Annotated in this window: 21 protein-coding genes; 4 read left to right on the top strand and 17 right to left on the bottom strand. The window is 72.5% G+C overall.

What is annotated here, in order from left to right; all coding sequences use genetic code 11:
- Positions 1-37 precede the first annotated feature (37 nt).
- The 5 genes from AAG742_RS04840 to ftsY all read right to left on the bottom strand — a co-directional run bounded on the left by AAG742_RS04840 (position 38) and on the right by ftsY (position 5370).
- Positions 38-277 (bottom strand): RNA-binding protein, encoded by a 240-nt coding sequence (locus AAG742_RS04840; protein ID WP_248115313.1) that lies wholly within the window; start codon positions 275-277, stop codon positions 38-40.
- Positions 278-279: 2 nt separating this feature from the next.
- Positions 280-723 (bottom strand): 30S ribosomal protein S16, encoded by a 444-nt coding sequence (rpsP, locus tag AAG742_RS04835; RefSeq protein ID WP_248115069.1) that lies wholly within the window; start codon positions 721-723, stop codon positions 280-282.
- A gap of 232 nt (positions 724-955) precedes the next feature.
- The gene (gene ffh / locus AAG742_RS04830; protein ID WP_248115070.1) at positions 956-2542 is read right to left on the bottom strand and encodes a signal recognition particle protein; all 1587 of its coding nucleotides are present in this window, start codon (positions 2540-2542) and stop codon (positions 956-958) included.
- A 107-nt stretch (positions 2543-2649) separates the two neighbouring features.
- On the bottom strand, positions 2650-3939 hold the full coding sequence (locus tag AAG742_RS04825) for an ammonium transporter (protein ID WP_343282382.1): 1290 nt from the start codon (positions 3937-3939) through the stop codon (positions 2650-2652).
- A 189-nt stretch (positions 3940-4128) separates the two neighbouring features.
- Positions 4129-5370: a signal recognition particle-docking protein FtsY gene (gene ftsY, locus AAG742_RS04820; protein ID WP_343282381.1), complete on the bottom strand. Its 1242-nt coding sequence runs from the start codon at positions 5368-5370 to the stop codon at positions 4129-4131.
- A 39-nt stretch (positions 5371-5409) separates the two neighbouring features.
- Between ftsY and AAG742_RS04815 the strand changes: the two genes are divergently transcribed.
- A complete protein-coding gene (locus tag AAG742_RS04815) occupies positions 5410-6717 on the top strand; it encodes an MFS transporter (RefSeq protein ID WP_343282380.1) in 1308 nt (435 codons plus the stop codon).
- Between the two features lie 42 nt (positions 6718-6759).
- On the opposite strand, the gene wecB is transcribed toward AAG742_RS04815, so the two are convergent.
- Positions 6760-7905: a UDP-N-acetylglucosamine 2-epimerase (non-hydrolyzing) gene (gene wecB, locus AAG742_RS04810; RefSeq protein ID WP_343282379.1), complete on the bottom strand. Its 1146-nt coding sequence runs from the start codon at positions 7903-7905 to the stop codon at positions 6760-6762.
- A gap of 166 nt (positions 7906-8071) precedes the next feature.
- On the opposite strand from wecB, the gene AAG742_RS04805 reads away from it, so the two are divergent.
- The 3 genes from AAG742_RS04805 (at position 8072) to AAG742_RS04795 (ending at position 11693) form a co-directional block, all read left to right on the top strand.
- Complete coding sequence (locus AAG742_RS04805) at positions 8072-8953, top strand: ABC transporter permease (RefSeq protein WP_343282378.1); 882 nt, start codon at positions 8072-8074, stop codon at positions 8951-8953.
- A gap of 125 nt (positions 8954-9078) precedes the next feature.
- The gene (locus AAG742_RS04800; RefSeq protein WP_343282377.1) at positions 9079-9906 is read left to right on the top strand and encodes an ABC transporter ATP-binding protein; all 828 of its coding nucleotides are present in this window, start codon (positions 9079-9081) and stop codon (positions 9904-9906) included.
- A gap of 446 nt (positions 9907-10352) precedes the next feature.
- Positions 10353-11693, top strand: a complete 1341-nt coding sequence (locus tag AAG742_RS04795) for a hypothetical protein (protein WP_343282376.1) — start codon at positions 10353-10355, stop codon at positions 11691-11693.
- An 18-nt stretch (positions 11694-11711) separates the two neighbouring features.
- Here the strand turns inward: AAG742_RS04795 and AAG742_RS04790 are convergent, their stop codons facing one another.
- The 11 genes from AAG742_RS04790 to AAG742_RS04740 all read right to left on the bottom strand — a co-directional run bounded on the left by AAG742_RS04790 (position 11712) and on the right by AAG742_RS04740 (position 24847).
- The gene (locus AAG742_RS04790; protein ID WP_343282375.1) at positions 11712-13517 is read right to left on the bottom strand and encodes a hypothetical protein; all 1806 of its coding nucleotides are present in this window, start codon (positions 13515-13517) and stop codon (positions 11712-11714) included.
- 51 nt (positions 13518-13568) lie between these two features.
- Positions 13569-15344 (bottom strand): glycosyltransferase family 4 protein, encoded by a 1776-nt coding sequence (locus tag AAG742_RS04785; protein ID WP_343282374.1) that lies wholly within the window; start codon positions 15342-15344, stop codon positions 13569-13571.
- 219 nt (positions 15345-15563) lie between these two features.
- Positions 15564-16811, bottom strand: coding sequence for a UDP-N-acetyl-D-mannosamine dehydrogenase (wecC, locus tag AAG742_RS04780; RefSeq protein ID WP_343282373.1), 1248 nt, complete (start codon positions 16809-16811; stop codon positions 15564-15566).
- Positions 16812-16902: 91 nt separating this feature from the next.
- Positions 16903-19101 (bottom strand): glycosyl transferase, encoded by a 2199-nt coding sequence (locus AAG742_RS04775; protein ID WP_343282372.1) that lies wholly within the window; start codon positions 19099-19101, stop codon positions 16903-16905.
- On the bottom strand, positions 19094-19867 hold the full coding sequence (locus AAG742_RS04770; protein ID WP_343282371.1) for a hypothetical protein: 774 nt from the start codon (positions 19865-19867) through the stop codon (positions 19094-19096). The genes AAG742_RS04775 and AAG742_RS04770 overlap by 8 nt, the downstream gene beginning before the upstream one ends.
- 35 nt (positions 19868-19902) lie before the next feature.
- Positions 19903-21135: a glycosyltransferase family 4 protein gene (locus AAG742_RS04765; protein WP_343282370.1), complete on the bottom strand. Its 1233-nt coding sequence runs from the start codon at positions 21133-21135 to the stop codon at positions 19903-19905.
- Positions 21128-22381 carry an LCP family protein gene (locus AAG742_RS04760; RefSeq protein WP_343282369.1) on the bottom strand — a complete coding sequence of 418 codons (1254 nt, stop codon included), beginning with the start codon at positions 22379-22381 and terminating at the stop codon, positions 21128-21130. The genes AAG742_RS04765 and AAG742_RS04760 overlap by 8 nt, the downstream gene beginning before the upstream one ends.
- A 32-nt stretch (positions 22382-22413) precedes the next feature.
- Entirely contained in the window at positions 22414-23325 is a 912-nt protein-coding gene (mutM, locus tag AAG742_RS04755; protein ID WP_343282368.1) for a bifunctional DNA-formamidopyrimidine glycosylase/DNA-(apurinic or apyrimidinic site) lyase, read from the bottom strand.
- 7 nt (positions 23326-23332) lie between these two features.
- The gene (gene rnc, locus AAG742_RS04750; RefSeq protein WP_343282367.1) at positions 23333-23995 is read right to left on the bottom strand and encodes a ribonuclease III; all 663 of its coding nucleotides are present in this window, start codon (positions 23993-23995) and stop codon (positions 23333-23335) included.
- A gap of 73 nt (positions 23996-24068) precedes the next feature.
- The gene (gene rpmF / locus AAG742_RS04745) at positions 24069-24272 is read right to left on the bottom strand and encodes a 50S ribosomal protein L32 (protein ID WP_248115096.1); all 204 of its coding nucleotides are present in this window, start codon (positions 24270-24272) and stop codon (positions 24069-24071) included.
- A gap of 2 nt (positions 24273-24274) precedes the next feature.
- The gene (locus tag AAG742_RS04740) at positions 24275-24847 is read right to left on the bottom strand and encodes a YceD family protein (protein WP_343282366.1); all 573 of its coding nucleotides are present in this window, start codon (positions 24845-24847) and stop codon (positions 24275-24277) included.
- Positions 24848-24989 lie beyond the last annotated feature (142 nt).

Below are 24989 nucleotides of genomic sequence, written 5' to 3'. Positions count from 1 at the left end.
GCGGGGATCGTGGTGCCGGGTGGACCCGGCGGAGTGGTCAGCGGGCGCGGTCCGTCTCCACGACGTCCACGCGGACCGGGTGTCCGGCCAGGCCGTCCAGCACGGTGCGCAGCGCGGTGGCGGTGCGGCCCTGACGGCCGATCACGCGACCGAGGTCCTCCGGGGCCACACGGACCTCCAGCATGTCACCGCGGCGCTGGGCACGCGCGTCCACCCGGACGGCGTCCGGCGTGTCCACGATGCCTCGCACCAGGTGTTCGAGGGCCTCGGTCAGCATGGTCACTCAGACTTCTCGGCGTCCTCGGCCGGGGCCTCGGCCTCCGCGGCAGGAGCCTCGGCCGGGGTCTCAGCCTCGGCCGGGGCCTCCTCCTTCTTGGGCTCCTCGGGGATGATGACCGAGCCCTTGGAGGGGGCCACGAAGGCCTCCTTCTCAGCCTTGGTCCGCAGGGTGCCCTCGGCGCCGGCCTCGCCCTTGAACTTCTGCCAGTCACCGGTGATCTTCAGGAGGGCGGCGACCTGCTCGGTGGGCTGTGCGCCCACGGAGAGCCAGTACTGCGCGCGCTCCGAGTCGACCTCGATGAACGAGGGCTCCTCGGTGGGGTGGTACTTGCCGATCTCCTCGATCGCACGGCCGTCACGGCGGGTGCGGGAGTCGGCGACGACGATGCGATAGTACGGGGCGCGGATCTTGCCGAACCGCTTCAGACGAATCTTGACAGCCACGTGTGTGGTCACTCCTTGGTAGAGATCAGGGGGCCGCGATCGGTTCTCCGCGTGGGGGCAGCGGGGCATGCGACCGGGCTAAACGGAACGGAGCGCGCGGAGGATAGAGGGTCGTCCGGGCTCACGCTCAGTACCGGGCCATTCTGCCAGACTCCCCCGGCTCGCGCACCTCGACGCGCGAGGAGGACGACGACGGCCGCGCCGGGCGCCGTCGTCGTCGTCGACCCGGGGCTCAGCGGTCCTTGAGGTACTTCTCGAAGCCGGCGGGCAGGTTCAGGCTCGACGGGTCGAAGTTCTCGAGGTCCATGCCGCCGGCGCCCTGGCCGAACATGGAGCCCGCGCCGGCCTGCGCGGAACGCGCCTGGCGCTCCTCGAGGGCCTTGCGCTCGGCCGCGGCCTTGGCCGGGTTGCCGGACTTCACCCTGTTCTTGGCGTTCTTGCCCTTGGCCTTCCGAGAGGTGCCGCCGTGGCCCATGCCGGGCATGCCCGGCAGGCCGCCGCCCGAGGCCATCTTCTTCATCATCTTCTGCGCCTCAGCGAAGCGCTCCAGGAGGGCGTTCACCTCGGAGACCTGGGATCCGGAGCCGCGGGCGATGCGCGCGCGGCGGGAGCCGTTGATGATCTTCGGGGCCACGCGCTCGTGCGGGGTCATCGAGTGGATGATCGCCTCCACGCGGCCGATGGAGGACTCGTCGAACTGCTCGAGCTGCTGCCGCATGCCCTGGGCACCCGGCATCATCATGAGCATTTTCTTCAGCGAGCCCATCTTCTTGAGCTGCTGCATCTGCTGCAGGAAGTCGTCGAGGGTGAAGTCCTCCTGGTCCGCGAACTTCTTGGCCATCTTCTCGGCCTCGGCGCGGTCCCAGTTCTGCTCGGCCTGCTCGATGAGCGACATGACGTCGCCCATGTCGAGGATGCGGGATGCCATGCGGTCCGGGTGGAAGACCTCGAAGTCCTTCAGCCCCTCGCCCGTGGAGGCGAACATGATGGGCTGACCGGTCACCTGGCGGACCGACAGCGCGGCGCCGCCGCGGGCATCGCCGTCGAGCTTGGTGAGGACCACGCCGGTGAAGCCGACGCCCTCGTTGAAGGCCTGTGCGGTGGCCACGGCGTCCTGGCCGATCATCGCGTCGATGACGAAGAGGACCTCGTCCGGCTGCACGGCGGCGCGGATGTCCGCGGCCTGGCGCATGAGCTCGGCGTCCACGCCGAGACGGCCGGCGGTGTCGATGATGACCACGTCGTGGTACTTGGCGTTGGCCTCGGCCACGCCCTCCCGGGCCACCTGCACGGGGTCGCCCGTGGCGGCCTCGAACTCGGAGGAGACGCCCGGGTGCGGGGCGTACACGGGCACGCCGGCGCGCTGGCCGCCCACCTGGAGCTGCTTCACCGCGTTGGGGCGCTGCAGGTCGCACGCCACGAGGAGCGGGGTGTGGCCCTGGGACTTGAGCAGATGCGCGAGCTTGCCCGCGAGGGTGGTCTTGCCGGCGCCCTGCAGGCCCACGAGCATGATCACGGTGGTGCCGGTCTTGGCGTGCCGGATGCGGCGGGTCTCCCCGCCCAGGATGGTCACGAGCTCCTCGTTGACGATCTTCACGATCTGCTGGCCCGGGTTCAGCGCCTGGGCCACCTCGGAGCCGAGGGCGCGCTCCTTCACCTGGGAGATGAACTGGCGCACCACGGGGACGGCGACGTCGGCGTCCAGGAGGGCGCGCCGGATCTCGCGCGCGGTGGCGTCGATGTCCGCCTCGGTCAGCCGCCCCTTGCCCTTGAGGTTGCGGAACGTGGCGGAGAGGCGGTCGGACAGGGAGGTGAACACGGCGGGTGGGATCCTTCGCAGGCGTCAGGGGTGTCGGCGTCGTGAAGACCGCCGGGCGACGCCGTCATCCGACGACGTCGCCCGGCAAGCCTAGCAACCGTGGCCGCTCAGCCCGCTGACCGCTCCCCGGTGTGGGCGAGCGCGTCGGCCGGGACGGGCACGGCGCCGAAGCCCACGTCGTAGGCGGTCTCGGAGTGCAGCGTGACGTCCACGCCCCGCTCCTCGTCCTCGGCGCTCACGCGCAGGCCGAGGGTGTTCCGCAGTACGAGGGCGATCACGGCGGTCACGACCGCCGTGAACACCACGGCCACCACGACGGCGACCGCCTGGGTGAGCAGCAGGGACGCGTCACCCCCGTAGAAGAGGCCCGCGGGTCCTTCAGAGGGCAGGGCGAAGAAGCCGATCAGCACGGTGCCGAGGATGCCCGCGGTGAGGTGGACGCCGACCACGTCGAGCGAGTCGTCGAAGCCGAGCCGGTACTTGAGGTTGACGGCGAGCGCGGACGCCGCGCCGGAGACGAGGCCGATCACGATCGCGCCGACGGGGCTCACGTACGCGCAGGCCGGGGTGATGGCCACGAGCCCGGACACGATGCCGGAGGCCGTGCCGATCGAGGTCGGGCGGCCGCGGCGCAGCCACTCGACGACGATCCACCCGAGCATGCCGGCCGAGCCGGCGGCCAGGGTGGTGATCCACACGAGCCCGAGCTGGTGCCCGCCCTGGGCGGCGCCGCCGTTGAAGCCGAACCAGCCGAACCACAGGATTGCGGCGCCCAGCATCACGAAGGGCACGTTGTGCGGGCGGTGCGCCGGGTCCACGCCGAAGCCCTTCCGCTTGCCCATGAACAGCGCCAGCACGAGCGCGGCCACGCCGGCGCTGATGTGCACCACGAGGCCGCCGGCGAAGTCGAGGGCCTCCCCGAGGCGAGAGCCGATCGCGCCCTCCTCGGAGAGCAGCCCGCCGCCCCACACCATGTAGGCGAGCGGCGCATAGACGAGGCTGACCCACACGGGCACGAACACGCACCACGTGGCGAAGCGCGCCCGGTCGGCCACGGCGCCGGAGATGAGGGCCACCGCGATGACGGCGAAGGTGGCCGCGTAGGCCGCGGGGATCAGGTTCCCCTCGGCCATCGCATCGCTCAGGCCGAGGTCGGAGAGGGGGTTGCCCACGAGTCCCAGCCAGCCCGGCTCATGGGTCATGCCGTAGCCCCACAGGACCCAGACGACGCCGATGAGCCCCATCGAGACGAAGGACATCATCATCATGTTGAGGGCGGACTTCGCGCGCGTCATGCCGCCGTAGAAGAGCGCCAGACCCGGCGTCATCAAGAGGACGAGGCCCGCGCTCGTGACGGTCCATACCGTTCCGGCATCCAGGGTGGTCGGGTCGTTCATCGCTGCACCTTCCGGTCGGGCCCCCGGACGGCAGTGCGGCGACCGATGCCCGGAGGCGTCGTCGCCCGGCCCTGTCGGGCCGATGCCGTGATCCTAGGCGCAGGGGCGGCGCACCGCCCGACCCTGCCGTTTTGTGACGCCACACACGCCTCTGTGACGCCACGCATGCCCGTCCTCGGGCGGCGCTGCTCAGTCGGCGAGCAGCGCGTCCACGAAGCCTTCGGCGGTGAAGGGGGCGAGGTCGTCCGCGCCCTCACCCAGGCCGATCAGCTTGACCGGCACGCCGAGCGTGCGCTGGATCGCCACGACGATGCCGCCCTTGGCGGTGCCGTCCAGCTTGGTGAGCACGATGCCGGTGACGTCCACGACCTCGGCGAACACCTTCGCCTGGGTGAGGCCGTTCTGGCCCGTGGTGGCGTCCAGGACGAGGAAGACCTCGTCCACGGCGGCCTGCTTCTCGATGACGCGCTTGATCTTGCCGAGCTCGTCCATGAGGTTGGCCTTGTTCTGCAGGCGGCCCGCGGTGTCCACCAGGACGCAGTCCACCTCCTGCTCGATGCCGGTCTTCACGGCCTCGAAGGCGACGGAGGCGGGGTCCGCGCCCTCGACGTCGGACTTGACGGTCTCCACGCCCACGCGGGCGCCCCACGTGGCGAGCTGCTCGGCGGCGGCGGCGCGGAAGGTGTCGGCCGCGCCGAGCACCACGGTGCGGTCCTCGGCCACGAGCACGCGGGCCAGCTTGCCCACGGTGGTGGTCTTGCCGACACCGTTGACGCCCACGACCATGGTCACGGCCGGGAGGTCGTTCTTGCGGGTGGCGGCGATGCGGCGGTCCAGCGAGGGATCGAGCATGGCCACGAGCTCCTCGCGCAGCAGGCCGCGCAGCTCCTGCGGGTCACGGGTGCCGGCCACGGTCACGCGGGCCTTGAGACGGTCCACGAGCTCCATGGTGGCGTCCGTGCCGAGGTCCGCCATGAGCAGCGTCTCCTCGATCTCGTCCCACACGTCGTCGTCGATGCGGTCCTGGGACAGCAGGGCGAGGAGGGACTTGCCGAAGACGTTGTTGGACTTCAGCAGGCGCGCCCGCAGGCGGGCCAGGCGCGTGCCGGCGGCCTCGGGGCGCTCAAGCTGGCGCGTGGTCTCCGGCTCGACCTCGACCGGCACGGTCTCCACCGGGGCAGCCTCGACGACCGGAGGCGCGGCGTGCTTGGGCGCCGGGGCGAGCAGCTCGGCGTCGGGGGCCTCGGGGCGCTCGAGCACCGCGGTCGAACCGTGGGAGCCGCCGGAGGCGACGCCGGGCGCGGGGTCGTCCGCGTCACGCAGCCCCGGGTAGGCGCCCTTCGGCGGCGCGGGGCGACGATCGAGGAATCCGACGAGGACGGTGCCCACCAGCAGGGCGATCACGACTGAGATGATGAGGGCGATTTCCACGAGGCCAGTCTGTCACAGGGGCGTGGGATGATGACGGGCATGCCGCCCTCCCGTGACCGCCGACCGTCCCGACCACCGCTCCCCCGGGACGTGAAGGTGCTGGTCGCGGCGGCGTTCGTGATCGCCATCGGGTTCGGCATCATCGCCCCGCTCCTGCCGCAGTACGCGAGCTCCTTCAACGCGTCCGCGACGGCCGTGGCCGCCGTCGTCTCCGCGTTCGGGCTGACGCGGCTCCTGTTCGCCCCGCTCTCCGGGCGCCTGACGAACCGCCTCGGCGAGACGCCCGTGTACATGACCGGTGTGCTGATCGTGGCCGCGTCCATGTTCCTCATCGCCTTCGCTCAGACGTTCGAGCAGCTGCTGCTCTTCCGCGCCCTCGGCGGCGTCGGCTCCACGCTGTTCACGGTGTCCGCCATGGCGTTCCTGGCGGCGAAGTCACCGCCGACGATGCGCGGGCGCGTCTCCGGTGCGTACGCCTCCGCCTTCCTGATCGGCAACATCGTGGGGCCGATCGTGGGCTCCGCCCTGGCGGTCTTCGGCTTCCGTGCGCCGTTCCTGATCTACGGCACGTCGCTGGTGATCGCCGCGGGGATGGTGTTCGTCCTGCTGCGGGACACGCGGCGCGCGGACCGTGGCACCGGCGATCCCCGCCCGACGATGCCCCTGAAGGAGGCGTTCGGCCTGCCGTCCTACCGTGCGGCGCTCGCCTCGTTCTTCGCGAACGGCTGGGCCACGTTCGGCGTGCGCAACTCGGTGATGCCGCTGTTCGCCGGCACCGCGTTCGCGGGCACGGCGCTGCTGGGGTGGCCGGTGGACGGGGCCTTCATGGCCGGCCTCGCCCTCTCCGTGTTCGCGCTGGGCAACGTGGTCGCCGTGACCTTCTCCTCGCGTCTCTCCGACGTGCACGGCCGCAAGCCGCTGATCCTCACCGGCCTGCTCACCATGGCCGCCACCACCGGCGTGATCGGGTGGATGCAGTCGCCCCTGCTGTTCCTGGTCGCGTGCCTGCTCTCCGGAGCCGGCACCGGCGTGCTCAACGCCCCGCAGCAGGCCGCCATCGCGGACATGGTGGGCCAGGGCCGCAAGGCCGGGCCGGTGATGTCCGCGGCGCAGATGTCCGCGGACCTCGGTGCGATCGCCGGTCCACTGCTGGCCGGCCTCGTGGTGGACCACGCCGGCTACGGCTGGGCGTTCGTGCTCACCGGCGGTGTGATCCTGATCGGTGCGCTGGCCTGGACCCGCGCCCCCGAGACCAACGTGCCGGTCGCCCCGGGCGGACCGCGCACGGGCTCGCTGCCCACGATCATCCCGCCGGACGTGACTCCGGCGCCGCGCGACCACTTCTGACCGCCCAGACGCCGTCGGCGTCGGGCGGCAGACCGCCGGGGCTCAGGCGCCGTCGAAGGCGGGCAGCCGCTCCCCCACACCCAGCAGCTGCGCGATCCCGGACACCGTCCTCTCGGCCGCGCGGCCGTCGCCGTAGGGATTCACCGCCGTGCTCATGGCGGTGTAGGCCTGGGGGTCCTCGAGGAGGCGGGAGACCTCGGAGACCACGAGCTCCTCGTCCGTGCCGATCAGCCGGACGGTCCCGGCGCTCACGGCCTCGGGGCGTTCGGTGTTCTCCCGCATCACGAGGACGGGCTTGCCCAGCGAGGGCGCCTCCTCCTGCACCCCGCCCGAGTCGGTGAGCACCACGGTGGCCGCCGAGAGCAGGTGGGTGAACTCGCCGTACGCCAGCGGCTCGGTGACGAGCACGTTCTCCAGGCCCTCGAGGTGGGGCAGGATCGCCTCGCGCACCACGGGGTTGCGGTGCGCCGGCAGGACGAACGACACGTCCGGGAAGCGGGCCGCGAGCCGGGCCAGTGCTCGACCGACCCCGCGCATCGCATCACCCTGGTTCTCGCGGCGGTGCGTGGTGATGAGCACGATGCGGCGCCCGGACGACTCGAGGGCGGCGAGGCGCTCGTCCTCGAACGGCACCTGGGCCCGCACGGCCTCCAGGAGGGCGTCGATCACGGTGTTCCCGGTGACGTAGACGTCCTCCTCCGCGACAGCCTCGCGCAGCAGGTTGTCCCGACTGACCGAGGTGGGCGGCAGGTGCAGCGCGGCGATCTGGCTGGTGATCTTCCGGTTCGCCTCCTCCGGGAACGGGGACATGATGTCGAAGCTTCGCAGGCCCGCCTCGGCGTGGACCACGGGGATCTGGCGGTTGAACGCGGCGACGGCGGCCGCCGTCGAGGTGGTGGTGTCCCCCTGCACGAGGACGGCGTCAGGGCCGACCTCCTCCAGCACGGCGTCGAGGCCGGCGAGGGTGCGGGCGAAGACGCCGTTGAGGGTCTGGCGCGGCTGGATGATGTTGAGGTCATGGTCGGGGACGATCCCGAAGAGCTCATTGACCTGGTCCAGCATCTCGCGGTGCTGTCCCGTGACCGTGACGACGCAGTCGAAGCGGTCGTCCGCCTGGAGCGCCTTCACGATGGGCGCCACCTTGATGGCCTCCGGTCGGGTTCCGTAGATGGGCATGACGATGGGCAAGAGATCCTCCAGGGTTGACTGCGGGGTACCGGGGAGTGCCGTGACCCGCCCTCCGGTTCACCTGAGTCTACTGATCGGGCCGAGTGGGACGCGGGCTAGACTGACGACTCGCGTCGCCCCCACCGGCACGTTCGCCCGCGAGATGCGCAAGAGAGGGTTGTTCCGCATGGCCGAATCCACGGCAGCCACAGGGACGGAAATCGTGCTCGAAGTGGACGGATCTGGGCTGCACCGCGTCGGCGCTCGCCCTCAGCTGGGAGCGTATATCGCCTCGCTCTGGTCCTACCGGTCATTCATCCTGTTCGACTCTCGCTCCCGTATCGCCGGGGCCAACTCGACGAACACGCTGGGCCGCCTGTGGATGGTGCTCAACCCGATCCTGGACGGTCTGGCGTACTTCCTTGTGTTTGGACTGCTCCTGGGAACCGGGCGGGGGATCGAGAACTTCATCGCCTACCTCATCGTCGGCGTGTTCCTCTTCCGCTTCACGACCCAGGCCGTCACGAGCGGCTCCCGGTCCATCTCGAGCAATGCCTCGATCGTGCGCGCCTTCCAGTTCCCCCGCGCCACTCTGCCCATCGCCACCAACATCCGTGAACTCCTGCAGTTCGGACCCACCTTGGCCGTGATGGTGGCACTCGTCCTGGTGATCCCGCCCCTGGAAGCCATCACCTGGCGATGGCTGTTGATGATCCCCCTCCTGGCCGTCCAGACCCTGTTCAACGTCGGCCTCTCGCTTGTGCTGGCACGGATCGTGGCCCACTGGGTCGACTTCGCCAACCTCATCGGGTTCGGTATGCGCATCTGGCTCTATCTGTCCGCCGTCTTCTTCAGCGCCCATCGTTTCGAGAACAGCCCCACGATGATGACCGTCATGCACCTGAACCCCATGTTCTGCGTCCTGGACATCGCGCGGCAGTCGATGGTCTACGGCCAGTCGGCCGACCCAGCGCGCTGGGCAGTGCTGCTCGCCTGGACCGCCGCGCTGCTCGTGATCGGACTCGTCTTCTTCTGGAAGGCCGAGGAGACATACGGGGAGGAGCGATGACTCCTTCTAGTTCGGCATCTTCGACCAACTCCTACGTCCCTCGTCACGCCCTCGCACCATCAGTCGCTTCACCGGCGCCGGTGAAGCGGGTGGACGATGCCGCCGTCGTCCTCGACCAGGCAGGGATGACCTACACCGTCCGCTCGGCGGAGGCCATCGGAACACGCTCCTTGCGAGCTCGCCTCCGCGGGGGCGCGTCCGGCCTGCGCACCAACACCGTGGAAGCCCTGCAGCCTCTGTCCCTGGTCGTTCGCCGCGGAGAGTCAGTCGGTGTAATCGGCACCAACGGCTCGGGCAAGTCCACGCTCATGAAGCTCGTCACCGGTCAGCTCCATCCCACGACCGGCCATGTGTTCGCTGCGACCACCCCCGTGATGCTGGGCGTCAACGCCGCCCTGGTGCGCCAGGTGTCCGGCGAGGACAACATCATGCTCGGATGCCTGGCCATGGGCATGTCCCAGGTCGAGGCCGAAGCCAAGTACGACTCGATCGTCGAGCTCTCCGGACTGGAGCCGAAGGCGCTTCAGCTGCCGCTGAAGGCGTACTCCTCGGGCATGGCATCCCGCCTGCAGTTCGCGATCGCCACGGCGGTGGACCCCGACATCCTGGTCATCGACGAGGCGCTGAACACCGGCGACGCCCAGTTCCGCGCACGGACGCGCAGTCGGATCGACCAGCTACGCGAACAGGCGGGATGCGTGTTCCTGGTCAGCCACTCCATGAGCACCATCCAGGAGATGTGCACGCGGGCCATCTGGATCGAGCAGGGCGTACTGACGATGGACTCCGGGGCCAAGTCGGTCACGAAGACTTATGCGCGCTACACGCGGAAGAAGGCGCGCGGTGACCATGAGGGCGCCCTGGCCCTCCTGGAGGCCGAACGCGGCGTCCTGAAGCGGACCCATGTCACCTGGCCTGACGGCGCCCGTCCCGACAGAGTCTCGGCCCCTTGACCCCCGGCGGCCGTCCTCTCCGCCTGGCCCGTCTCCTGGCCGACCGCACTCAGGTCCGGGTCGCGGACGTCTGGAACTCCGCCGCCCGCCAGGGACGCAGGCTCGTCGGCAGCCTCACTTTGCCCTCGTCCGCATGGACCGCGTCTCCCACCACCGGCGAAGCCATAGACGGGGATCCGCTGGCGCACCGCATCCTCCCGCTCCCCGCCTCCGCCCGGCTCACGCGCGCGGTCACCGGAGCCCGTCGACTCTCGCTCGACGCGTGGAACCCCCTGGGACCGAGGACACCCCGGTCCCCCGGTGTCCTGCTCTTGCCCGTGGACCCCGCCGAGCCCGGAACGTGGCGGCCCGAAGACGCCGTCGCGCTGGCCGCCTCCCGTGCCCGGTCTCTGAAGGGTGGGGGCCTGCACACCGTGGTGACTGACACGCGGCGTTGCGGTCCGCGGATGGCGCGGCTGCTCCACCGAGCCCACGGCCGGCAGGTTCCCGGCGTCCTCGTGGTCCCCGGAGCCGTCGCCGGCACGGACGCGCCGGGACGCTGGACCGAGGCGCTCTCGCTGGTCGACGCCGTGGTGGTGCCGCACCCGGAACGGTCGTCCCCTGCACTGCGAGACCTCGCAGCCGCGGCCGGGCGCGCGCTCCTGAGCCCTGCGGACGCCGCCGCTCCGCCCGCCGTCCTGGCAGCCCGCGGACGCGCGGCACGGCTCGAGCTGGTCCGGAGAGGGACTCCGCTCACCCCACCGCCCGCACCACCGCCGCCTCGGGTCCGAGTGGGCGCCGAGCCGCGCCGGGTGGTCGTAGCCGGCCACGACCTCAAGTTCGCAGGCGGCCTCCTCGAGGAGCTCCGCGCCCGGGGGCACGAGGTGCGGGTGGACGAATGGCGCGGTCACGCCCGGCACGATCCCGGCGCGAGCGCGGCCCTGGCCCAGTGGGCCGACGTCGTGCACTGCGAGTGGTCGCTCGGCAATGCCGCGTGGTATTCACGACATCGGCCGGACGGAACCCGGCTCACGGTCCGCACTCATCTCCAGGAGGCGTCGACCGAGTTCCCCCGGCGGGTGCGGCGGGACGCCGTCGACTCATGGGTGTTCGTGGCGGAGCACGTGCGCGCCCAGGTGCTGCGGGACACCGGCTTCCCCGCGGAGCGCGCCCTCTGGATCCCCAACGCCGTCCGGATCCCCGGGCGCCGCCCTCCGTCGACCGACGAGACCGACCCGCTTCGCCGGTTCACGCTGGGCCTGGTGGGTGTCCTCCCCGCGCGCAAGGGGCTGCATCGCGCCCTGGACCTCCTCGCCACGCTGCGTGCGGAGGAGTCGCGTTTCCGGCTGGTCATCCGCGGCCATCGTCCGGAAGACGTCGCATGGATGACGGCCCGCCCCGAGGAGGCCGCGTACTTCGCCGAGCAGGCCCGCCGGATGGCCGAGGATCCCCTGCTGGAGAGCGCGGTGCGCTGGGACCCGCACGGCCCAGACATGGGTGCGTGGTACACGAGGGTGGGCGTCGTCCTGTCCGTCTCCGACTTCGAGTCTTTCCACTTCACCCTGCCCGACGGGGCCGTGCACGGGTGCCTGCCGCGCTCCCTCGCGTGGGCCGGCGCGGACCTGCTCTACCCGCCGGACTGGCTGGCCGCGTCGACGGACGAGATGGCCCGGCGCCTGCACGACGAGGTCGCCGACACGGCACGCTGGTCCCAGCTCACGGCGGAGGCGGCGGCGTACGTGGAGGAGCGCTTCGGCGAGCGGCGCGTCGTGCCCGCGCTGGCCGACGCCGTGCTGGGCCTGCGCTGACCCGGCACGGCGGAGGCGTCAGCCCCGCAGCCAGGAGGCCCCGAACCACAGGTCCGCCGTGCGAATGCGCCAGAGCGTCTTGCGGAACTCCCGCATGGAAACCCCCGCCGGAAGGGCGGCACTCCCGGACTCCGCCGTCGCGCCGATGGCCCGGAGCCACTCCTCCGCGAGCAACGGCGCCAGCGCGCCGAAGCCCTCCGACCGGACGATGTCGGAGGCCAGCTCAGCGGCGGCGGCGCCGGAGTGCTCCCCCCGTTCAGCGGCAGGAACGTGGCCGGCCCGGGGTTCGAGCGGTGGCAACGGACGCATCCGATCCTCGTAGTGGTCACCCGACCAGGACGGGTCGGGACCGGCGAGCTCGAACTTCCACGGCTTGCCGTCCAGAGGGATGGCCGTCCCCTCGGGCCACACCCGGGCGAGCGCGCCGAAGGCGGCGCGGTACGAGACCTTCTCCGCCATCGCCAGCACGTCCGCCACCGCTGTGACCTCGGCGTCGCCCAGGGGGTAGGCGACCATCGCGTCAGCGGAGTAGAGGCTGATGTGTCCCTGCATCCACCGCCCCGACCTAAACTGGCGGGCGAACAGGTACATCGACTCGACGGGATTGTTGGCGGGCTGGGTCCGGAACCAGTCGCGCAGCCAGGCGTCATGCCCCGCGCGGACGCCCGGGCGCACCGCGCCGGAAGCCGAGGAGAGCATCGCCTCCTGGGCGGACTCCTGCGTGTAGCGCAAGCTCTTGGCCGCCCCGCCCTTGTAGAGCGGCCAGTTCCCCAGCATCACGGCCTCCCCGGGACCGCCGACGTCCGCACCGAGGTATCGACCGGTGTGGGCCTCGGACGGAGGGACGCCCCGACTCCGGCGGAGGGTGGCGCTCAGCTGCTCCGTGACGTCGTCACCCGGGGCGAGAGGCGGAGTGGACATGCGGAAGGGCAGGCCCGCACTCTCCGAGAGGATGCGGCCGAGGCGGACGTCGAGATCGTGGTCCTGCCCGTACGTCAGGGTCGAGATCGACATGCCGCGTCCGCGCATCAGCCCGATGAGGAGTCGGCTGTCCGCGCCGCCGGAGACCCGCAGCTGCAGCGGCCGGTCTCCCACGCGTCGCTCCACGCGGTCGGCGGACGCACGCATCGCGTCCGCCAGCGCGTCGGCGCCCTCCTCGGGCGTGTGGTCGGCGGAGAGCGGATGGGTGAGCCCCGCGGGGGCGTCGACGTCCGTGACCCGGCCGTCATGGACCTGGACGGCGCGGTCCACGGGGAGCACGCGCACGTTCTCGAACGGGGACTGCCCCGTCATGGAGTAGCCGAAGGACAGGTACTCCGCCAGGTAGGCCGGGGAGAGGGCTACGGCGTCGCGTCGCCCGCCCGCCAGCGCCAGGGCGACGAGCAGCGGCCGGTTCGACAGGTAGACCTGTCGGCCGTCCTGACCCCAGTGAACGGCCTCGAAGGCCGGCACCGTGTTCCACGCGGTGACCCGGCCCGTCCAGCGCTCCACCAGCACGGCGGCGTAGTGACCCCACACCGGCCGCTCGTAGACCAGGCGTCCCGCGCGCAGCCGCACAGCGTCCGCCAGGTCGGCCGCGTCCTCGGCACCGGCCATCACGGCCCACCGATCGCCGCGCGCCGGGAGCACGGGCTCGGTGCCCCGCCGGGCGAACACCAGCGCCGACGTCGAGGCGGACGGATGCACGAGCGCCGGCTCGGGCTCGTAGTCCATACCCACGAACGACGCGTAGCCGCGTGCCACGGACTCGAGCAGGCGTCCCGTGGCCGCCCTGTCCTGCTCCTCCACCCGCGACGTGCGCACGGCCACCAGGAAGTCGGTCACGGTCTCTCCTCAGTCTCGGATCACACCCCGGCACCAGGGGCGGGGGGGACGTCAGTCTCGCCCGGGAGGAACCTCCACGCCGAGCCGTTCGTAGAGGTCACGATACCGCCGCGCATTCGCCTCCCACGTACGGGTGCCCACGGCCCAGGCGCGTCCGGCGGATCCGAGCGACTCCCGCCGTCCGGGCTCCGCGAGGAGGTCCCCGAGGCACCGCGCCCACGCCGCCGGGTCCTCCGCCGGCACGAGCAGTCCGGTGACGCCGTCCTGCACGAGCTCGGCGAGCGCGGGGAGGTCCGAGGCCACCACGGGCGTGCCCACGGCGGACGCCTCCACCGACTTCATGGGCGTCACCGCGCGGGTGACCGGCAGGTCGCGGCGGGGCACGGTGAACACGTCCAGGCTGACCTGCTCCCACAGCGCCTCGGACCGGGCGACGCGGCCGGGGAAGCGCACGCGGTCCGCGATCCCGAGGTCCGAGGCGAGGCTGCGGAGGGCCGGAAGGCTGACCCCGTCGCCGGCGATGGACACCCGCAGGGAGGGGTGGTCCGGCATCAGGAGGGCCGCGGCGCGCAGGAGGGTGTCGAGCCCCTCGTATCCCACCAGGGAGGACACGGTGCCGATGTAGACGTGGTCCTCGGCCAGCCCCAGACGGCGGCGGGCGGCCGCGCGGGTGGGCGGCTCGGCCAGGAACGCCTCGCCGATCGCGTTGGGGCACACGGTGATGTCCTGCGGGGCCACGCCCTGGGCCCGCAGGCGGGCGGCCATGGTCTCCCCCAGGGTCACGACGGCGTCCGCGGACCGTGCCGCCTCCTCCTCACGCGCCACGAACTCGCGGTAGCGCTGGGAGGTGAGGGCGGCGGCGTCGCGCTTGGACGCCCACGTGTCCGCGAGCTGGCCCCGGACCTCGTAGACCCACGGGATGCCATAGGCCTCGGCCACGGCCCGCACCGCCACGGCGTTCACGAAGTGGGTGGTGGTGTGCAGCGCCTGCGGCCGGAACCGGTCGACCTCCGCCGCGAGGAGGCGCGCGTGCTGATCCATGCGGGCCGCGGTCCCCTGGGCCAGGCGCCACGGGGTGAGGCGGCGGTAGTGGATCCCGTCCACCATGTCCTGGCGCGCCGCCCACGGGACGCCCACCTGGGCCGGCCAGCCCGGCCGGGTGACGGCCTCCACGTGCACCCCGGCGTCCGCGAGCGCGCGCAGCGTCGAGTGGCTGCGCTGCGCGTAGCCGGACCCGGTGTGGGGCAGGGAGTTGGTGAGCACGTGGAGGACGCGCCCCGGCACGGGGGCGTAGGACGCGGGGCGGGGCACGTGCGGGCGGTGCCCCGCGAAGGCGGCCGCCTCCCCCGCCATGCGCTCGTGCAGGTCGCCGAGCCCACGACGGTCCGACGCGGCGACGGCGGCGTCGAGGTCCCCGCGGTGCAGCGCCAGGCGGGCGGCGGCGGCGTGCCACGCGGTGCCGCGGCCATTCTCCGGGACGGCCTCCAGCAGGCCGGCGGCGAGGGCGGCGTCGCCGAGCAGCAGGGCGGCGTCCGCGCGGGCGACGGCGGCGGCGGCGACGGGCCGGGCATCGCCGGTTCCTCCGGCGACACGGGCGCGGGCCTCGGCGGTGCGGCCCTGCATCTCCAGTCCAACGGCGGCGGCCACGGAGCCGAGCCCCGAACCTCGGCCGGCGGTCGTGGTGACGAGCGTGCCGAGGGGGCCCCGCCACGCGGCGGGCAGCCGGCGGGAGCCCTGCAGGAGCAGCTGCAGCGGATCATCCACGACGTGCTCGGCGACGATCTGGGCGGTCAGCGCGGCGTGGCGCGCCCAGGGGACCTCCCTCACTCGTCCCAGGAGACCGGAGATGCTCTGCTGATCCACTGACCCTCCCGTGTACCTCGCCCGGACGCCGGTGCACATGGAACTCGTCCGGCGCGCCGCCCACTCTATCCAGGTCGGGCGCCCGGACGGGCGGCCAGAGTGGGACCTGGTGCCGCCAGATGACCCGCGGGGTTCCCTCCGGGGCGGGACAGCACTCCTGCCCGCCCCCGGGTCACCGGCCCGTCAGCTCCGGCGCCACTGTCCGCGCGTGTCGATGACACGCTTGTCCCGAACCCGCTCACCGAGCCCCGCGAAGGCGTCGTGATCCACCAGCAGCAGGACGATGTCCGCCTGCGCCACCGCCTCGTCAGCCGTCACCAGCTGGACGTTGGGCTTGTCGGCGAGGCGCGGCGGGAGCGCGTCCACATGCGGCTCGACCACCAGGACCGAGGAGGCATGGAACTGGTCGGCCAGGTCCACCGCGATGTTCAGGGCGGGCGACTCGCGCAGATCGTCGATGTTCGGCTTGAACGCCAGGCCGAGGGCGGCGACGACGGGGGCGCGACCGGTCTCCTGCTGCACGTCGAAGGCGGCGGCCTTCACCTGGCCGATCACCCAGCGGGGCTTGGCGTCGTTGATCTCGCGAGCGGCTCGGATGAGGCGGGCGGTGCTCGGGGCGGCATCGACGATGAACCAGGGGTCCACGGCGATGCAGTGCCCGCCCACACCGGGACCGGGCTGCAGGATGTTCACGCGCGGGTGGTGGTTGGCGAGCTCGATGAGCTCCCAGACGTCGATGCCCTGCTCGGCGCAGATCAGGGACAGTTCGTTGGCGAAGGCGATGTTGACGTCGCGGAAGGAGTTCTCCACCAGCTTGGCCATCTCCGCCGTGCGGGTGTCCGTCAGGAGGATCTCTCCCTCACAGAAGGTCCGATAGAGCTCTTCGGCCCGGCGGGCGGCCGCGAGGGTCGAGCCGCCGACGATGCGGTCGTTCGTGACGAGCTCCACCATGACCCGGCCCGGCAGCACCCGCTCCGGGCAGTGCGCGAATTCCAGACCGGCGTCCTTGAGGTCCGGCCGCGCTTCCAGGATCACCTCCGCCATGTGCTCGGTGGCGCCGGGGGGCGACGTCGATTCGAGGATCACGAGCTCACCCCCGCGCAGCTGGGGCGACAGGGCACGAGAGGCGGACTCGATGTAGGAGAGATCCGGGGCGTGGTCACCCTTGAAGGGGGTGGGAACGGCGACGATGTAGGCATCCGCCTGGGGCGTCTCACGCGATGCCGAGAGACGGCCCGCCTCCACGTTCCGCTGGACGAACTCGGCGAGGTCAGGCTCCACGAACGGCACGGTGCCGGCGTTCACCGCGGCGACGGTGCGCTCGCTGACGTCGACCCCGAGCACGGTCATGCCGTTCTCGGCGAGGATGGCGGCGGTCGGCAGACCGATGTATCCCAGGCCGATGACGGCGACGGTGTTGATGCTGCTCACGGAAGTCCCTTCGATGTGTGGCTCGCCACCCTGCAGTGCAGTGCAAGCTCAAGATGTCATTCGAGTATAGGAAGGCGTCGATCGCTCGAGGCTAGGCGCGGGGTGGGAGCACGACGGCCCGCCACAGGTCCGCCACGACGACCTCGTCGTACTGCTCGGCATCCGCGACGGCCCTGACCGAGAGGTCTTCCCACCCACCGTCGGTCGTCACCGCGCCCAGGATCCGCTGCGCCGCCCCTTCGGCATCGGACACGACCCACCGCTCCCCGAAGACACCTTTCGCGCCGTCCCTGTCCCAGACCACCGGCACCGCGCCGGAGACCATTCCCTCGACGGGGGCGAGGTGGAAGCTCTCCGTGGAGCTGGGTGAGAGCATCCAGCCGATCTTCGTGTACCAGGTCCCCATGTCGGCGCCGAACGGCTCGAACGCCACGGCTTCCCGCAGCCCGGATGCCCCGAGACGCGCGAAGAGGTCCAGGTAGCCCTCTCGCTCCAGGGGCTTGCGCCACACGTGGGGGTACTCCCACGGCATGCGGCCTCGAATGTGGAGCGTGAAGCGGTCGTCGCGCGCCCGCAGGCGGGCGAGGAGGTCGATCGCGCGATCGGGTCGTTTCAGCAGGGGGACGATGCCCACCATGCCGAGGCGGAAGCTCCGACCCTCACGCCCCGGACGAGCCAGGTCCCTGAAGGACACCGCATTGGGGATGACATGGATCCGGTCGGAGTCGATGTCCATCGCCTCGGTGACCCGTCGACGGGTCACGTCAGACACGACGACCAGGGCGTCGATCCGGGACACGTCGATGTCCGCGAGCCATGCGCCCCGGAATTCGAACATGTGGAGACGGACGACGAGCCGCTGATCAGGCCGGACCCGCTGGGAGAACCACACGGCGTTGGGCCCCGCCCACTCGCACACCACCACGTCCGCCCACTCGAGCAGTCGGCCTGACGCGGCCTCGTCGTGCTTGTGCAGGCTCTCCCAGTGGTCGATGCGCAGCTCGACATCCGGGTCGGCGTGGAGCAGGTCCACGAGCTCCCCGGCGAACTTGAGGTCGTGTGCGGCGAGGAGGACCTTGGTTCGGGCCTCGGCAGGCACCGCCAGCGCCCGAGGACGGCGGACCGCGCCCACCCGCTCCAGGATGCGAGTCAGTGCCTCGGCGCGGTGAGACATCCGATAGGGCTCCGCCGCCTCAAGCACGTGGGCGGACAGCTCGGCCAGCCGGGGCTGGGCGGACGCGAGGACCGCGGCGATCTCATCCGGGCCGTCCCCGAGCGCGTCGACGAAGAGCGGATAGTCGGCCCCCAGCAGGTCCTCATGGATCGTGGTGCGGTTGACCAGCGGGGGCACCCCCAAGGCACAGCTCTCCAGCACCTTGGTCGAGATCTCGAGGGAGAGGTCGAGGGCGGGCGCGCGCCAGCCCAGGGACACATGCGAGCGGGCCATGGCGGCCATGCTGTCCTCCCGGCTCATGGCGCCGGTCCAGGTGAATCCGGGCGTCTGGGAGGCCAGGGTCTCCTGCATGCGTGCCGCCCAGCCGGGGTGATTCGGCTCCCGGTGGACCTTGTCGCCCACCATCGTCAGGCGGGCGTCCATCCCGCTCTGCCGCAGTGCCTCGAGGATCTCGGGCATGCGATCGGTGCGCCAGTCATGCGCGAACTTGCCGGTGTAGATCAGGTGGAGGGCGCCTTCGGCCCGCTCCGCCGCGAGGAGGGGACGGACGTGGTCCGGCACCATCGGAGAGAGGATCTCGGTCCTCCCCGCCGCCGCGGGCACCAGCGCTTCGAGGACCGCGCGGGCGTGCTCGGTCTGCGCCAGCATGAGCCGGCTTCCTTCGGCGATGCGGCTGACACGCCGGACCAGCGCGTCAGGGAAGCCGCCCCCGATGTAGCCGTACTCGGTGATGTAGGACCACAGCTTGCCCTGCAGGTGCCCGCGCTCCACGAGCTCCAAGCACATCTCGCTGCCGCGCACGAGGACGGCGTCGAAGTCCAGTGCCGCGTCCAGGGACTCGAGAGCCTCGGCCGCCTGCGCCGGCGTCATGGATTCCTCGCCCGGTCGGAGCCGCGCATCGTGCACGGTCACCCCGGGCAGCGCGCGGAGCGGGCCGGTCAGCAGGTCGCGACGTTCCACCGCCTTGAGCTGGACGTGGACCTCGGCGCCGGTGAGGGCGAAGGTCTCGGCCAGGGACGGGAGCCAGATCGCGGAGCCGTCCATCACGTTGAGGTTGACGTCACCGTAGAGGAGGACGCGGACCGAAGAGATGTTCGGGACGGACGTGTCAGGCATGGGCGGTCACCTCGGCGGAGGTCAGGAGGTCGGCGATTCCGAACGACGCGTCACCCGGATCCTCGGTGAAGTGCACCGCGGGTCGAGAACGGCCCGGATGGATGGGCATGAGCGAGGAGTGGCGCTGCAGGAGGAGGGCACCGATCTCGAACCGGCGTGCCCCGCGCACGAGGAGCCAGCAGGTGGCGCCGCCGCGGGAGGCGGCGCGGATGCCCGCAAGGAGTTCCAGAAGCAGGCTGACGCCGGACGTGGAGAGCGCTTCGGCCCAGACCCCGGTGAAGGCCTCGAGGTCGATGACGACGACCTCGGCTCGCGTGGCCACGGCCACACTGGTCCCGGGCTGGAGCGGCAGGACCCGGTACCCGTCCGCCTCGAGTCTCCCGCGCACGTCGGGAGCGAGGAGACCCACCACCGTACGATGGCCCGCACCCGAGCGCCCAGTGTCGACGGTCCCGAGAGCGCGCTCCAGGCGATCCCCGGCGTCCGGGGCGCTGCCCACGGACGCGGCCGCCCGCCCCGCGAATCCCTTGGGCGCGGTGTGGCCCCTGGAGCCGCCCGCGAGACCGAGCGCGTCACGCGCGGCTTCCGCCTCACGCTTGCCGACCGTTCCCCAGCGGACCCCGAACACGCCGCGGATCTCCTGGGCGACGGGGGTGGGGAGCTGACGCAGGACGACCCCGCCGGCTCGTCGCAACCGCGCACGGGCATCCGGCGGCAGGGCTCGGGCGGCGCGACGGAGGCCGCGCTGGATCTCGGGACGAGGCATGAAGAGACCTGATCTGACGGGGGTGGGGGAAAGCCTTAGGGAAGGCCGACAGGCCCTTCGAGGGTAGCAGTGGACCGCCGTCCCGGCGCCGCCAACCCCCGCAGCAGTCGCTCGTACCGCGCCGCCACCGCGGGCAGGTGGGCGTGCTCGCTCACCCACGCCCGCCCGCCGTCGCCGACGGCCGTCCGGGCGGGGTCCGCGGCGAGCGCGGCCAGGTGCGCCACGAGGTCGTCCACGCCCGGGCCGACGACGTCGGCGCCGCCGGCCGCCTCCAGCGTGTGGGCGGCCTCCCCCGTCACCTGGCCGGTGACGTGACGGCCGACCGCGAGGACCTCGTAGGTCTTGGAGGGGACGGTGTGGCGGAAGCTCGGCCAGTCCGGCCGCAGGGAGACGACGAGGGTGTCCGCCCACGCGTACTGCTCGCCGACCGCGTCCCCGGACACGGGATCGAGGAGCTCCGCGGCGCCGCCCAGGCGGGCGTTCAGCTCCTCGAGCGCCGCGCGGCGGACGCCATCCCCCACGAGGCGCACCTGCACGCCGGGGTGCGTCCGGCGCATCCGGGCGGCGGCCTCCACGAGGCGCTCGAGACCCTGGCTCTCCCCCATGTTGCCCAGGTAGAGGGCACGCAGCTCCCCGGCGGCCCGTTCCCGGGGCGGCACGGTGCGCACGCGGCCGAGATCCACGCCGTTGCCCAGCGTCACCACCGCGCCCATCCCCCGCGCGCGCAGGGTCTCGGCGAAGCCCTCGGTCACCGTCACGACGACGTCCGCGGCCCGCTGCCCGCCCGCCACGACGCGCTCCATGGCCCTGCCCAACGGGCCCTCGTGCACCCCGGCCTCATGGGCGAGGTCCGGCCACGCGTCGCGCATCTCGAGCACGAGGGGGCGTCGGCGCAGGCGGGACAGGGCCCAGCCGGCCACCACGACGGGAAGGGCGGGGACGGTGGCCACCACGACGTCGGGGCGGGGTGCCAGCAGGCCCCGCGGCACCGCGAGCACGCTGTGCACCACGGCCTCCACGAAGCGTCTGTTGCGGCTCCCGGCCCCGCGTGCCAGCCGCGGCGTGGGGAGGAGGCGCTCGCCGTCGTCGCCGTGGGAGGCGCGCAGTCCGCCGGGGGCGATCACGTCCACGTCCCAGCCGGCCTCGCGCAGCACGCGGACCACGACGGCCCACCGTCGCGCCGGAGGCGTGCGCTCCGGGCGGTAGGAGTGCGTCACGAGCATCAGGCGCGGGGGGCGGGCACGGCCCGCGGAGCGGGCGTCAGCCACCGCAGACCTCCTCGGGGACGGCGGGGCTCGGGGCCGGCGGTGCGGACGAGCTCGGGGCGGACGACGCGGACGGGCTCGGCTCCGCGGTGGTCGAGGAGCTGGACGCGCTCTGGGACGCGGACGCCTCCGCGGCCTTCTCGGCCGCGCGGCGGCTGCGCGCGGCCTCCTCCGCCTCGATGTAGCGCTGCACGTCGTCCGCCGCGAGGGCGGAGCGCAGCGAGTCCATCCTGGCCGGGTCCAGCTCCAGGATGGACTGGCCGCCGGGAGAGCGGCCGAACCCGGCGATCGGCACGGAGAACATCTCCACGTCCTCGCGGCCCACCTCGCGCAGCTGCCATGCCAGCGACGCCACGGTGGCGGCGTCCAGGCCGTCGTCCACCGAGAGGTGCCGGGAGAGGACGGAGACGACGTCGGAGGTGCGGCCCGGGTTCGCCAGGATCTCCGGGCTCAGGAAGCGCCCCAGGGCCCCGCCGACGTAGCGCTGCTGGTTCTCCACCCGGGTCATGTCCCCGTCCTCGAACGCGTGGCGCTCCCGCACGTAGCGCAGGGCCGCGGTGTCCTGGAGGAGGATCTCGCCCCGCGGGAAGTAGGAGGGGTTGGTCTGCCCCGAGGAGAAGGCGGTGGGGTTGCAGACCTTCACGCCGCCGAGGGCGTCCGTGACGCCGCGGAAGCCCTGGAAGTCCACCTCCATGAGGTGGTGCACGGGCACGCCCATCAGCTGCTCCACGGTGTCGACGGCCAGCGGGTAGCCGCCCATCGCGAACGCCGCGTTGACCTTGTCCTGGTGGCGCCCGGGGATCTCCACCCACGTGTCGCGCAGGATCGACATGATGTAGACGTGCTCCCGGTCCGCCGGGAGGTGCACCAGCATCATCGTGTCGGAGCGCCCGTCGCCCGCGTCCGCGCCCTCCTCCTCGGAGCGGGAGTCGGAGCCGAGCAGCAGGATGTTCATCGGTCCGGAGCCGGCGTCGTCGAGCGCCCCGGTGTCCACGGTGTTCCGCTGCTCGTCGTAGACGCGCCCGAGCGAGACGGCGTACCAGCCCGCGAGCACCACGGCGGCCCCCAGCAGGAGCGCGAGGAGGCCGAGGACCCACGGCCAGCGGCGGCGACGCCGGCGTCGGCCCCGGGCCGGGGACGGCGCGGGCGTGGGCCCCGCCGGCTGCCGGTGCTCCGCGACGGAGTCCTCGGGCGGCGTGCCGTCTGCGGGGTCACGAGGCGTCCACGGCGTCTGCGGGGGCTGGGTCACGTCGGCTCCTGTCGGGAATGGCTCCGCACAGTCTAGGGACCGGGGCGCGCGGAGGCCCGCCGAGGTCTCGGCTGGCACCGCGGGCAGCGGTGGGAGGCCCGCCCCATGAACGGCTCGCGCACGATCAGGGAGACGACGCCCTCCGCCGCGCAGCGCCGGCACGGCGAGCCCGTGCGGCCGTACGCCTGCAGGGAGCGGGCATACTCGCCGGAGCGCCCGTCCACGTTCACGTAGAGCGCGTCGAAGCTCGTGCCGCCCTGCTCGAGGGCGCGCCCCATGATCTCCCGCACGGCCTCGAGGACGCCCACGGTCTCGGCGCGGCGCAGGCGGGAGGTGGGACGTTCGGGGTGCAGCCGGGCCGCCCAGAGCGCCTCGTCCGCGTAGATGTTGCCGATCCCGGACACGAGGGACTGGTCCAGGAGCGCGCGCTTGAGGACGCTGCGCCGCCGCGCCAGGCGGGCGTGCACGGCCGCGGGGTCGAAGAGCGGGTGGAGGGGGTCCAGGGCGATGTGGGCCGCCGTCGCGGGGATCCGCTCCCCCGTCGCGGCCTCGGTGACGAGCGGGTCCAGCCACCAGCCGCCGAAGAGCCGCTGGTCCACGAACCGCAGCTCGCGCGCCGCTCCGTCGGCCGTGGTGATCGGGAGGCGCAGCCGCAGGTGGCGCGGGTCAGGATCGGCGGGCTCGTCCACGAGCACCTGGCCGCTCATCCCCAGGTGGACGACGACGGCGTCGTCGCCGTCCGCGAGCGGCAGCCACAGGAACTTGCCGCGCCGCGCGGGCTCGGCGAGGACGGCCCCGTCGAGGCGCGCGCGCAGCGCGGCGGGTCCCCCGGGGCTGCGGCGCACCGAGCGGGCGTCGAGCACCTCGAGGGAGCCGGCGGCGGCACCGGCGGCGCTGCGGGCGATGCCCCGGCGCACGACCTCCGCCTCGGGGAGCTCCGGCACGGCGGGCTCAGCGCCCCGCGGCGGGCAGGTCGGCCTCCAGAGCCGGCCAGGACTCGGCCGCGGCCTCGCGCTCGGCCTGCTTCTTCGAGCTGGCGACGGCGGAGCCGTAGTCCTTCCCGCCCACACGCAGGGTGGCGCGGTAGCGCGGGTCGTGCGCGGGGCCCTGTCCCTCGATGACGTACACGACCTCGCCGAGGCGGTGCCGGCTGGCGGCCTCGGCCACCACGGTCTTCCAGTCGGTGCTCTCGCGCATCAGGTCCGGCTCGTCGAGCAGCGGCACGACGTGCCGGTGCACGAGGGCCGCGGCGGCCACCGCCCCGTGGTCCACGTAGGTGGCGCCGATGAGGGCCTCGAGGCTGTCCGCGAGGATCGAGTCCTTGTCCGCGCCGCCCGTGCGGGCCTCGCCCGTGCCGAGCTTGACGAACGGGCCGATGCCGATCCGGCGAGCCACCTTCGCGAGCGCACGCGTCGAGACGACGGCGGCCCGGCGCCGGGCGAGGTCGCCCTCGGGCAGGTCCGGGTACACGGCGAAGATGTGGTCCGTGACCACGTAGCCCAGCACCGAGTCCCCGAGGAACTCGAGGCGCTCGTTGGTGGGCAGGCCGCCGTGCTCGTACGCGTACGAACGGTGCGTCAAAGCACGTTCGAGCGTCTCGGACGTGATGTGCACGCCGAGACGCTCGAACAGTTCAGGTGTCTCCGGCGCGGGGGCGACCCCGCGGCGAGCCGGTGACGACGCCATCTCAGGCGTCAGCGACCTTGCGGCCCTTGTACTCGAAGAACAGCGGGGTGCCGGCGGCGTCGGTCTTCAGCTCGGCCTGGTGGGGCAGGCGGTAGGACACGCGGCCGTTCTCCACGGTCTTGACCAGAGTGGGGGCCTCGGCCTTCCACTGGGAACGACGGGAACGGGTGTTGGAACGGGACATCTTCCGCTTCGGGACTGCCACGGCTATCTCTCTTCTGTCTCGGTGTTGGAGGTCTCTTCGGTGCCCGCGAGGGCGGCGAGCGCCGCCCAGCGCGGATCCACGCGCTCGTGGGCGTGCCCCTCGGGCGCGTCCTCGAGGCGGATGCCGCAGTCGGCGCACAGGCCCTCGCAGTCCGGCCGGCACAGCGGCTGGAACGGCAGGGTGATGACCACGGCGTCCCGGAACACGGGTTCCAGGTCCACGGTCTCGTGCACCACGATCGGCTGGTCGCCGGCCTCGTCCTGGGACGCGCCGGTGAGGAACAGCTCCTGCAGGTCCACGGTGATCCCCTCGCGCAGAGGGGTCAGACAGCGGCCGCACTCGCCCACCAGGTCCGCGTCTGCGGTGCCGGTGACGAGCACGCCCTCGTGGACGGCCTCGAGGCGCAGCTCGACGTCCACGAGGTCCCCCGCGGGGACGCCGAGGACGGGCGTGCTGACCCCCTCGGGGGCGGGCCACTGGGCCGTCGCGTGACGCTGGATCCCGGCTCCGCGCAGGAGGTCGCGCACGGAGATGACCCACGGCGACCCCGCGTCGGGGCGTTCGTCGGTGTCCATGATCGCTCCTCTCGGCGGTGGGACGGGCCGCGTCGACCGTCCGGATCGGACCGTTCGACGCGTGCAGGCAGGGTCAGGCCACGATGGACCGACAGCCCATCCTAGCGGCTGCCCCGTTCCACGCCAAAGCGGCGCACGGGCG

The sequence above is a fragment of the Micrococcus sp. 2A genome (genome assembly GCF_039519235.1).
GTDB lineage: Bacteria > Actinomycetota > Actinomycetes > Actinomycetales > Micrococcaceae > Micrococcus.
The sequence above is the reverse complement of the archived record's forward strand: the minus strand, read 5'-3'. Positions and strand labels throughout refer to the sequence as shown.

Bases quoted from the DNA above. Each gene is read 5' to 3' on its own strand.
- AAG742_RS04805 (WP_343282378.1), top strand. From the start codon at position 8,072: ATGGCCGAATCCACGGCAGCCACAGGGACGGAAATCGTGCTCGAAGTG.
- AAG742_RS04840 (WP_248115313.1), bottom strand. From the start codon at position 277: ATGCTGACCGAGGCCCTCGAACACCTGGTGCGAGGCATCGTGGACACG.
- AAG742_RS04815 (WP_343282380.1), top strand. From the start codon at position 5,410: ATGCCGCCCTCCCGTGACCGCCGACCGTCCCGACCACCGCTCCCCCGG.
- AAG742_RS04825 (WP_343282382.1), bottom strand. From the start codon at position 3,939: ATGAACGACCCGACCACCCTGGATGCCGGAACGGTATGGACCGTCACG.
- AAG742_RS04800 (WP_343282377.1), top strand. From the start codon at position 9,079: ATGACCTACACCGTCCGCTCGGCGGAGGCCATCGGAACACGCTCCTTG.
- AAG742_RS04795 (WP_343282376.1), top strand. From the start codon at position 10,353: ATGGCGCGGCTGCTCCACCGAGCCCACGGCCGGCAGGTTCCCGGCGTC.
- AAG742_RS04740 (WP_343282366.1), bottom strand. From the start codon at position 24,847: ATGGACACCGACGAACGCCCCGACGCGGGGTCGCCGTGGGTCATCTCC.
- AAG742_RS04775 (WP_343282372.1), bottom strand. From the start codon at position 19,101: ATGCCTGACACGTCCGTCCCGAACATCTCTTCGGTCCGCGTCCTCCTC.
- AAG742_RS04770 (WP_343282371.1), bottom strand. From the start codon at position 19,867: ATGCCTCGTCCCGAGATCCAGCGCGGCCTCCGTCGCGCCGCCCGAGCC.